8 protein-coding genes are annotated in these 9380 nt (G+C 74.0%); 6 read left to right on the plus strand and 2 right to left on the minus strand.

The genetic code is table 11. The features are described 5' to 3' along the window. The first annotated feature begins 336 nt into the window (after nucleotides 1-336). Genes ACZ4TG_RS37595 through ACZ4TG_RS37615 form a run of 5 tightly spaced genes read left to right on the plus strand, consistent with a single transcriptional unit; the run spans nucleotide 337 to nucleotide 6407 of the window. Nucleotides 337-3609, plus strand: coding sequence for a sensor histidine kinase (locus ACZ4TG_RS37595; protein WP_468172750.1), 3273 nt, complete (start codon nucleotides 337-339; stop codon nucleotides 3607-3609). After that, the gene (locus tag ACZ4TG_RS37600; protein WP_468172753.1) at nucleotides 3606-4082 is read left to right on the plus strand and encodes a roadblock/LC7 domain-containing protein; all 477 of its coding nucleotides are present in this window, start codon (nucleotides 3606-3608) and stop codon (nucleotides 4080-4082) included. The genes ACZ4TG_RS37595 and ACZ4TG_RS37600 overlap by 4 nt, the downstream gene beginning before the upstream one ends. Continuing rightward, a complete protein-coding gene (locus tag ACZ4TG_RS37605; protein ID WP_468172756.1) occupies nucleotides 4079-4462 on the plus strand; it encodes a DUF742 domain-containing protein in 384 nt (127 codons plus the stop codon). The genes ACZ4TG_RS37600 and ACZ4TG_RS37605 overlap by 4 nt, the downstream gene beginning before the upstream one ends. Next, nucleotides 4443-5078, plus strand: a complete 636-nt coding sequence (locus ACZ4TG_RS37610) for a GTP-binding protein (RefSeq protein ID WP_468172759.1) — start codon at nucleotides 4443-4445, stop codon at nucleotides 5076-5078. The genes ACZ4TG_RS37605 and ACZ4TG_RS37610 overlap by 20 nt, the downstream gene beginning before the upstream one ends. A 51-nt stretch (nucleotides 5079-5129) precedes the next feature. Beyond that, nucleotides 5130-6407, plus strand: a complete 1278-nt coding sequence (locus tag ACZ4TG_RS37615; RefSeq protein WP_468172762.1) for a styrene monooxygenase/indole monooxygenase family protein — start codon at nucleotides 5130-5132, stop codon at nucleotides 6405-6407. Here ACZ4TG_RS37615 and ACZ4TG_RS37620 read toward each other — a convergent pair. Together ACZ4TG_RS37620 and ACZ4TG_RS37625 are read right to left on the minus strand one after the other, a co-directional pair. Then, entirely contained in the window at nucleotides 6341-7552 is a 1212-nt protein-coding gene (locus ACZ4TG_RS37620) for a C40 family peptidase (RefSeq protein WP_468172765.1), read from the minus strand. The two genes, ACZ4TG_RS37615 and ACZ4TG_RS37620, sit on opposite strands and share 67 nt — an antisense overlap. A 114-nt stretch (nucleotides 7553-7666) precedes the next feature. Next, complete coding sequence (locus ACZ4TG_RS37625; RefSeq protein ID WP_468172768.1) at nucleotides 7667-8452, minus strand: SDR family oxidoreductase; 786 nt, start codon at nucleotides 8450-8452, stop codon at nucleotides 7667-7669. A 111-nt stretch (nucleotides 8453-8563) separates the two neighbouring features. Here ACZ4TG_RS37625 and ACZ4TG_RS37630 point away from each other — a divergent pair, with 111 nt between their 5' ends. Continuing rightward, nucleotides 8564-9163 carry a TetR/AcrR family transcriptional regulator gene (locus ACZ4TG_RS37630; protein ID WP_468172771.1) on the plus strand — a complete coding sequence of 200 codons (600 nt, stop codon included), beginning with the start codon at nucleotides 8564-8566 and terminating at the stop codon, nucleotides 9161-9163. Nucleotides 9164-9380: the final 217 nt, after the last annotated feature.

Consider the following 9380-nt stretch of genomic DNA (forward strand, 5'->3'; position numbering starts at 1 on the left):
CATCTTGCCAAAGCGGCCCGCCTTCTTTCAACCACCCGCCCATGGAGGGGCCCTGACGCGCGCGCACCGAGTTGGTTGCCAACTCATCCGTGATGTTCACTCCTTCGAGTGGCCGGGTGGGCGATGTACGGCTCTCTTCCCATCACACTGCAAAGGTCTGAGGCGGTACGAGGGGGCAAGGGGCGTTTACTTGTTGACCGGCCGTTACCTCGGCCACACGAGTAGACGAGCACGAGCACACGTACAGGATTGCGAGCACCGGTGCAGAAGAAGCGGTCTCGGAAGAACGGCACCGCCAGCGCCGACGGACCCGCCATCGCAGGACGTCGCGTCCGCGTGCGCCGCAGGCTGGTGGTCGGCGTGGCCGTCGCCGGCCTCACCGTCCTGGCGGCCGGCGCCCCCGCCGTCGTCTCCGCGACGAGAGAGCTGAACGACTCCCAGCGGCTGGTCACCCTCGCCGAGCAGACCCGGTCGGCCCTCACCCTGGCGCACCTGGTCGGCGACGAGCGCGACGCCGTCATCGAGTACATCGCCAAGGGCCGCCCCGGCGGTGCCAAGGGCGCCGTCCAGGAGCGCACCGCGCGTACCGACCGGCAGCTGGAGGAGGCCCGCGCGGAGGCCGACGAGGACCTCTCCCGCGCCCTCGGCAAGGTCCAGGCCGTCCGCACGGAGGCCGTCGACGGCAAGGGCAGCGCCCTCGCCGCGCACCAGGCCTACGCCGGTGTCATCGCCGAACTCCTCGCCCCCGGCGACCGGCTCGTCGAGCTGACCCCGCCGCGGGCGGAGGCCGCCCTGGTCACCACCCGCCCCCTGGCCCCCCTCGGACAGGCCGTGGAACAGGCCGGAGCCACCCGCGGGCTGCTGCTCGCCGCGCTGGCCGTCCCCCGCGGCGACCAGCCCCCCGGCTCGGCCGTCGCGGACGAGCTCACCGCCGCCGCACAGCGCTCCCGCGTACGGGAACTGGCGGCCCTGGACGACTTCGCGCGGGCCGCGCGACCGGACGTACGGCAGACCCTCGCCGCCACCGTCACCGGCCCCGAGGTCAAGGCGGCCGACGACCACCTCAAGCGGCTCGCCGACCGCCCGGCGCCCAGCCCGGCCGACCGCAAGGTCGACGCCGGAGCCGTCGGCGCGGCCCTCACCGCCCGCGTGGACCGCATGCAGTCGGTGGAGTCCACCCTCGCGGGCCAGCGGGCCACCGCGCTCGCGACCCTGCGGGACGACGACGTGACCCGGCTGGAGCTGCTGGTCGCCTTCATGGGCGTGCTGTTCCTCTTCGTGGTCGGCGTCTCCACCGCCGTGGCCCGGTCCCTGACCCGGCCGCTGTCGGTCCTGCGCCGGGGCGCGCAGCGGCTGGCGACGCCGGAGGGCTCGGTGGAGCCGGTGCGCTTCACGGGCCGCAACGACGAATTCGCCGAGGTCGTCGGGCACCTGAACGCAATGCGCGAGCAGACGGTGTCCCTGCACACCCGGATCGCCGGGCTCGACGCCGACCGGCGCCGCCTCATCGGCCGCAACGAGGCGCTGTCCTCGGGCCGCGAGGCCCTGGAGGCGGAGCTGAAGGAACTGCGCGCCGGGCTGGAGGAGCACCGTCGCGTCATGTCGACGACCTCCGTCTCGCTGTCGCTGAGGACCCTGGGCCTGGTGGAACGCCAGCTGGCGGTCATCGAGGAGCTGGAGTCCAAGGAACAGGAACCGGACCGCCTCGCGACCCTGTTCAAGCTGGACCACCTGGCGACGGTGATGCGCCGCCACAACGAGAACCTGCTGGTCCTCGCCGGGCAGGAGCACGGCCACGGGCAGGTCCTGCCGGTGCCGCTGATCGACGTCATGCGGGCGGCGGTCAGCGAGATCGAGCGCTACGAGCGGGTCGACCTCGCGGCGCTGCCCTCGTACACGCAGGTCGCCGGGCACGCGGCCGACGACATCTCGCACGTGCTGGCGGAACTGCTGGAGAACGCGACGACCTTCTCGCCGCCGGACGCCAAGGTGAAGGTGTCCGGCAGGCTGCTGGACACCGGTGAAGTGGTGCTGTCCGTGGTGGACGAGGGCATCGGGGTCACCGGGGACCGGCTGGAGTCCCTCAACGCCCGGCTGTCCACGCCCGAGGCGTACGACGAGGAGCCCGAGTCGGAACACGGCCTGGGACTCGGCCTCTACGTCGCCGGCCGCCTCGCGGCCCGGCACGGGGTGACGGCCGAGCTGCGCGCGCCCCGGCACGGCGGGACGGAGGCCCTGGTGGTCGTCCCGGCCGCGCTGCTGCCGACCACGCCGCCGGTGTCGCCGGTGCACACCCTGGCCACGCCGGGCGCGTCCGCGCTGCGGCTGCCCGGGGTGATCGCGGAGGCCAACGAGAACACGCTGGTGTCCTACCGGATGCCTCCGGCGGACGCGGCGGAGACGGGTACGGACGCGCAGACGGGTCCGGCGGCGCAGGCCGCGGCCGGAGCGGACGCGAGCGCGCAGCCGCCGGCCGGGCCGGCCGCGGACGCGGGGCTCGCCGCCGACCTGGCGGCCGCGTTCGCCTTCGGCGACCCGGTCGCCGGCGCGGGGCCGGAGCCGGAGGCGGGAGCCGAGTCGGGAACCGAGCCGGGCCTGGACGCCGGGTTCGGCGCTGCGTTCGACGCCGAGTTCGAGGCCGAGTTCGCCGATGCCGACGCCGCCGCCGCGGATGCGGAGCCCGACGCCGACGCCGAAGCCGCCGCTGATGCCGCCGCGGAGCCCGACGCCGAAGCGGACGCGGATGCAGACGCGGAGCCCGAAGCCGAAGCCGACGCTGATGCCGACGCGGAGCCCGACGCCGTCGCGGAGCCGGACGCCGAGCCCGACGCCGACGCGGAGCCCGAGGCCGGCCCCGAGGCGGTGCCCTTCGCCGCTCAGGGGTACACGGCCGCACCGGGCGGAGGCCCCGACGCGCTGCCCTCCCCGGACCAGGTGTTCACCGTCCCGGCGGCGGAGCCCGTGCTGTCCGCCGACGAGGAACTGCTGGCCCGGGTGGTGCAGGACGCCGACCCGGACGCCTTCGCGGCGCCGGACGCCCAGCTGCCCCCGTCCGAGCAGGTCTTCACGGTGCCCGCCCCGGCAGCCGGGGCGCCGGACGCGGTGGGTCCCGAGGCGGGACCGTCCCGGGCGGACTGGCCCGACGCGGAGCCGGAGGGCTTCGCGGTGGCGGACCCCGCCTCCGGGGACGCCGGGCAGGGTCCGGACGCCGCGCCGCCGGCCCTCGTACACGAAGACGCACCCGGTTCCCTCGCACAGCCCTTCACCGCCCCGGCGGAGCCCGATCCGCACCGGCGCGCCGAGGCCGAGGGCAACTGGGTCCCGCGCCAGGGCAGCCACCCCGACGACACCGTCACCGACAAGGGCCTGCCCAAGCGGACCCCGCGCAACGTGCCCACCGGCGGGCGCCCGGCCGACACCCGGCCCGAACCGCGCCGGGTGGACGCCGACGAGCTGCGCCGCCGGCTCGGCGGGTTCTACCGGGGTACCCAGGACGGCAGACGCGTCGTCGCGGCCGAGCTCGCCGAGGACCAGGAGCAGAGCCGCGGGCAGGACCGGGGGCAGGGCCAGACCGACCAGGGGGACACCGCACAGGAGGCACGCACATGACCGCGCCCAGTACGTACGGACTGAGCACCCAGGCACGCAACCTTCAGTGGCTGCTGACCGACCTGGTCGAGGAGGTGCCAGGCGTCAACTCCGTCGCCGTCGTCTCCTCGGACGGGCTCCTGCTGCTCTCGTCCGAGCCGGTGGCACAGACCGCGCAGGCCGCCCGGCCCAAGGGGCCCCGCGGGGCCTCGGCGGACCTCGCGACCATCGTCTCCGGGCTCGGCAGCCTCACCACGGGCGCCGCTTCCCTCATGGACGGCGGGGCCGTGAAGCAGACCATGGTGGCGATGGAGCACGGCTCCGTCTTCGTCATGGTCATCAGCGACGGCTCGCTGCTGGGCGTGCACGCCACGCCCGACTGCGACATGAGTGTCGTCGCCTACCACATGGCCCTGTTCGTCGGCCGGGCCGGCCACGTCCTGACCCCCGAAGTCCGCAGCGAGCTGCGCCAGTCGATGGAGAAAACCCCGTGAGGAGTCCGGCCTCCGACCGGCTGCCGATACGCGGCGCCGACCGCCGCCCCGCCCGCGTCCGCCCGTACTCCCTCACGGGCGGCCGGACCCGGTTCACCCAGGTCCTGCTGGTGGAGACCTTCGTGGCCACCCTCGACACCGGTCCGGCCAAGACGCCCGACCGGATGCCCGAGATGCCGGCCATCGTCGAGGTGTGCCGCCGGATGCGGACGATCGCCGAGATAGCCGCGCTGCTGAAGCTGCCGCTCGGCGTGGTCCGCGTGCTGGTCAGCGACCTCGCGGACCAGGGGCGGATCCGTGTCTACGGGACGGGGCACGGCACCGGCCGTCCCGAACGCGCGCTGCTCGAAAGGGTGCTCAGTGGTCTTCGCCGTCTCTGACCGGCAGGCCGGTCTCGTACCCGTACCGGACGACGAGCCCGCCCAGCCCTGGCAGTACGACCGCTCGCGGGCGCCCGTGGCCGTCAAGGTGCTGGTCGCCGGCGGGTTCGGCGTCGGGAAGACCACCTTCGTGTCCTCCGTCTCCGAGATCACCCCGCTGCGCACCGAAGCGGTGATGACCCAGGCCAGCGTGCCCGTGGACGACCTGTCCGGGACCCCGGACAAGAGCACCACCACCGTCGCGATGGACTTCGGCCGCGTCACCCTCGCCGACGACCTCGTGCTGTACGTGTACGGGACCCCGGGCCAGGAGCGGTTCTGGTTCATGTGGGACGACCTGGTGCGCGGCGCGATCGGCGGCCTGGTGCTCGCCGACACGCGCCGGCTGCGCGACTGCTTCCCGGCCCTCGACTACTTCGAGAGCTGCGGCCTGCCGTACGCGGTCGCCGTCAACCACTTCGAGGGCTCCCGTTCGTACGAGGAGGAGGACGTGCGCGAGGCGCTCAGCATCCCGCCGCACGTACCCGTCGTGATCATGGACGCACGGCTCCGGGCGACCGTCGTGGAATCCCTGCTGGCCCTGGTGGGCCACGCCCTCGACGCCACTCCCGAATAGCTCCGACAGGTCAGGCAGGCCTGACGGACCGACCCGAATCGAGAACGTGAGATGCGCAAGATACTCGTCGTGGGGGCCGGTCAGTCCGGCCTTCAGCTCGCCCTCGGCCTCCAGTCCAAGGGGTACGAGGTCACCCTGATGTCGAACCGGACGGCGGACGAGATCCGTACCGGGCGGGTCATGTCCACGCAGTGCATGTTCGACACCGCGCTCCAGCACGAGCGGGACCTCCAGCTGAACTTCTGGGAGCAGCAGGCCCCCAGGATCAAGGGCCTCGGGGTCTCCGTCGCGGCCCCGGACGCCGGCCGTGCCGTCGACTGGCTCGGCAGCCTCAAGGGATACGCGCAGTCCGTCGACCAGCGCGTGAAGATGGCCGGCTGGCTGGACACGTTCGCGCAGCGCGGCGGGCAGCTGGTCGTCCACGGGGCGTCCGTCGCCGACCTGGACTTCTTCTCCCGTACGTACGACCTGATCCTGGTCGCCGCGGGCAAGGGCGAGCTGGTGTCGATGTTCGGGCGGGACGCGGCGCGCTCCCCGTACGACGCGCCGCAGCGCGCGCTGGCGGTCAGCTACGTGCACGGGCTCGGTCCGCGCCCGGAGCACCCGGAGACGGAGGCCGTGCGCTGCAACCTGGTGCCGGGCGTCGGGGAGCTGTTCGTCATGCCGACGCTCACCACGTCGGGGCGGGCGGACATCCTGTTCTGGGAGGGCGTCCCCGGTGGTCCGCTGGACGTGTTCAAGGGGGTGCACGACCCGGCGGAGCACCTGGAGCTGACGCTGGAGCTCATGGAGAAGTTCACGCCGTGGGAGTACGCGCGGGCCACGAAGGTGGAGCTGACGGACGCGGGCGGCACGCTCGCGGGCCGTTACGCGCCGGTCGTCCGCAACCCGATCGGGCGGCTGCCCGGCGGCGGGATCGTCCTGGGCGTGGCGGACGTGGTCGTGGCCAACGACCCGATCACGGGCCAGGGCTCGAACTCGGCGGCCAAGTGCGCGGCCTCGTACCTCTCGTCGATCCTGATGCACGGCGACAAGCCGTTCGACGAGGCGTGGATGAAGGCCACCTTCGACAAGTTCTGGTTCACCACCGGCAAGCCGGTGACCCAGTGGACGAACGCGATGCTGGGCGTCCCGCCGGAGCACGTGCTGAACCTGATCGGGGCGGCCGGGCAGCTCCAGCCGGTGGCGGATCGTTTCGCCAACGGCTTCGACAACCCGGCCGACTTCGACGGGTACTTCTACGACCCCGAGGACGCCGCGGACTACCTGGCGGAGGTCTCGGCCGCGGCCGGCGCCTCCGTGGCGGCGGGTGCCTCCGCCGACGAGTAGCCGGCGTCGTCCCCCGCCGTCGCCGTCGCCGTCGCCGTCGCCGACTCCGGCAGCCGCGGCGGGGTGAACCGGGCCAGTGGGGCCGCTCCGGGGTCGGGCCGGACCGCCCCGAGGACCGGATTCGCCGCGATCGGGGACACCTTGACGGTGCTTCCCGGTCGCGGAGCCTGGATCACCTTGCCGTCTCCGAGGTACAGGGCCACGTGCGTGGCGGTGGGGAAGTACACCACCAGGTCCCCCGGGCGGATCCGGTCCAGCGGGACCCTGGGCAGCTGGGCCCACTGCTCCTGGCTGGTCCGGGGGATGGACCGCCCGGCGTGCTCCCAGGCCCGGGAGGTCAGCCCGGAGCAGTCGAAGGAGCCCGGCCCCTCCGCGCCCCAGACGTACGGCTTGCCGATCTGGGCGGCCGCGTACGTGAGGGCCGCGCCGCCGGCGGCGGTCGGCGTACGGGTGCTCGCGGCGCCGGGCGCGCCGAGCCGGCCCGAACCCAGCAGCCGGCGCTGCGCGTCGGCGGTGTCCGACTCCTCGCGGGCGCCGAGCTGGGCCAGTTGCTCCGGGGTGAGCGAGGCCAGCAGCCGTTCGACCTCCTTGAGACGGCCCTTGACCTCGTCCTGCTGCCGCTTGCGTGCCGAGACGAGGGCCTGCTGGGCGTCGAGGGCCTTGCGGGCGGCGCCGGCCAGCTGCCCGGCCTGCTGCTCGCCCCGCTCCAGCCGGGCCAGCACCCCGGCCGTCCGGGCCCCCTCGCGGGCGGCGAGGAGGCGCTGGTCCGTGGCGTGTTCGAGGTCTCCGACGAGCAGCATCCGCAGGTACGGGGAGAGGCTGTCGCGGGACCCCTGGTACTGCTCCCGGGCCAGCCGGCCGACGATGGCCCGCTCGGTGCTGAGGGCGGACCTGGCCCTGCCGAGCTCCGCGGTGTGGCGGCGGGCCTCGTCCTGGCGGGCCTTGAGGGCGACTTCGGTGGCGTTGTAGGCCTCGGTGGCCTGCTCGGCCTTCTGGTACAGGCCCTGCAGACGGCTGAGCAGCACCCCGACGGGCTCTGCCACCGGGGTGCCGGGGAGGGGCTCGGCGTGGGCGGCGGGGGGCGGGCCGGCCGTGATGAGTACGGCGGCGGCGATGCAGGCGGCGCGGATCAACCGATTTGTCATGTAATCACCTCCGGGGTGGCCGATGTTGCCATGCCCGGTATGAAGAACTGCCCACGCGGGCCGGTGGGGCGCGCCGGCTCACCCGTCCGGCGCCGCCCCCCGGCACCTCGCGGGTCACACCGTCTTGACCGCGTCGCCGTCGATGAGGTGGTCCGCGCCGGTGGTGCTCCCGGACAGGGGCGACGCCAGCCAGGCGACCAGGTGCCCGACCTCGGCGGGTTCCACGAGCCTGCCGGTGACCATCCCCGCCGCGTCGGGGAGTCCGGCCACGAGCTGCTCCCGGGTCACCCCCAACGACGCGGCGAGCTGGGCGCCGTAGCCGTCGGGGGCCTCCCACATGGCCGTGCGGACCGGGCCGGGGGACACCGTGTTCACCCGGACGCCCTGGGGGCCGAACTCGTGCGCCAGCGCCTTGCCGAAGGCGGTCAGCGCCGCCTTGGCCGCCGTGTAGAGGACGGGGCCGGCGTGCGGGATCCGGGCGCCGTTGGAGGAGATGTTGACGATGCCGCCCCGGCGGGAGACCAGCTGGGGCAGCGCGGCCCGGGTCGTGCGCACCGCGCTGAAGAAGTTCAGGTCGAAGGAGTCCTGCCACTGCTGGTCGGTGAAGGCGAGGAACCCTCCGGCCTGCCCCCCGCCCTCGCCGCCGCCGACGTTGTTCACGAGCAGGTCCAGGCCGGACAGTTCGGCCTGGGCGCGTTCGATGAGCCGCGCGGGTCCGTCGGGCGTGGACAGGTCCACGGACACGACCGTCGCCCCGGTGGCCCTGAGCTCGGGCGTGACCGTCCGGGCCGCCGCCACCACGTGCATGCCCTCGGCGGCCAGCGCGGCGACGGTGGCCAGCCCGATGCCCCGGCTGGCACCCGTCACCACGGCGTTCTTGCCCGTCAATCGCAGGTCCATCGTGTACTCCCGTTCCTGAAGCGGTTCATTTCTGACGCAAGGAACATAGAACGTGCAACATCGATGTTGCAAGTATCGAAGGAACGGACACGCCCGTGTAATCTCTTTTCCATGGACCGACAGAAGCCGCTGCGGGCGGACGCGGAGCGGACCGTCCGGGCGATCCTGGGAGCCGCCGAGCGGGTCCTGAGCGACGACCCGACGGCGACGATGGAGCGGATCGCCGAGGCGGCCGGTGTCGCGCGGACGACCGTGCACCGCCGCTTCGCCACCCGCGAGGCCCTGCTGGAAGCGCTGACCGCATGGGCCGCGCGACAGTTCCACGAGGCGGTGACGAGTGCCCATCCGGCCACCGCGCCGCCGCTGGTGGCGCTGTACCAGGTGACCGCCAACGTCCTGCGGGTCAAGCTCGGCTGGGGCTTCGCCATGGGCGGGGCCGCCTCGGGAGACCCCGAGGTGGCGCGGGTGCACGCGGACGTGCTGGAGCAGTGCGACGCGCTCTTCCGGCGGGCCCGGGAAGCCGGGGTACTGCGGCCCGACGCCGATCTGGACTGGGCGCGGCGGGTGTACTACGCCCTGATCCACGAAGCCGCGCAGAACAGGGCGGAGGGCGCCGACGACGTGGACGAACTGGCGACGAGGGTGGTGGACACGCTCCTCCGCGGCGTTGGCCCTGGCCGGGTGGGGGACGGGTTCGGGGTGTCCCGGTAACCGATGCCCTGGCCGGGCGGGGGTGGGGTTCGGGGTGTCCCGTGGCCCCGGGACCGTTGCCCTGGCCGGGCGGTTGGCGGGGTTCGGGTTGCCCCTGCCCTGGCCGGGCGGGGGTCGGGCTGCCCCTGCGGGGCGGGGCTCGTTTGCAGCTCGGCTGCTGTTGCCCTGGCCGGGCGGGGGTGGGGTTCGGGGTGTCCCCCTGGCCCCGGGATCAGGT

The organism is Streptomyces sp. NPDC028314, assembly GCF_055565795.1.

What these genes read in the sequence shown, in the direction of transcription:
- ACZ4TG_RS37600 (WP_468172753.1), top strand. Translation starts at nt 3,606, where the DNA reads ATGACCGCGCCCAGTACGTACGGACTGAGCACCCAGGCACGCAACCTT.
- ACZ4TG_RS37630 (WP_468172771.1), top strand. Translation starts at nt 8,564, where the DNA reads ATGGACCGACAGAAGCCGCTGCGGGCGGACGCGGAGCGGACCGTCCGG.
- ACZ4TG_RS37625 (WP_468172768.1), bottom strand. Translation starts at nt 8,452, where the DNA reads ATGGACCTGCGATTGACGGGCAAGAACGCCGTGGTGACGGGTGCCAGC.
- ACZ4TG_RS37615 (WP_468172762.1), top strand. Translation starts at nt 5,130, where the DNA reads ATGCGCAAGATACTCGTCGTGGGGGCCGGTCAGTCCGGCCTTCAGCTC.
- ACZ4TG_RS37620 (WP_468172765.1), bottom strand. Translation starts at nt 7,552, where the DNA reads ATGACAAATCGGTTGATCCGCGCCGCCTGCATCGCCGCCGCCGTACTC.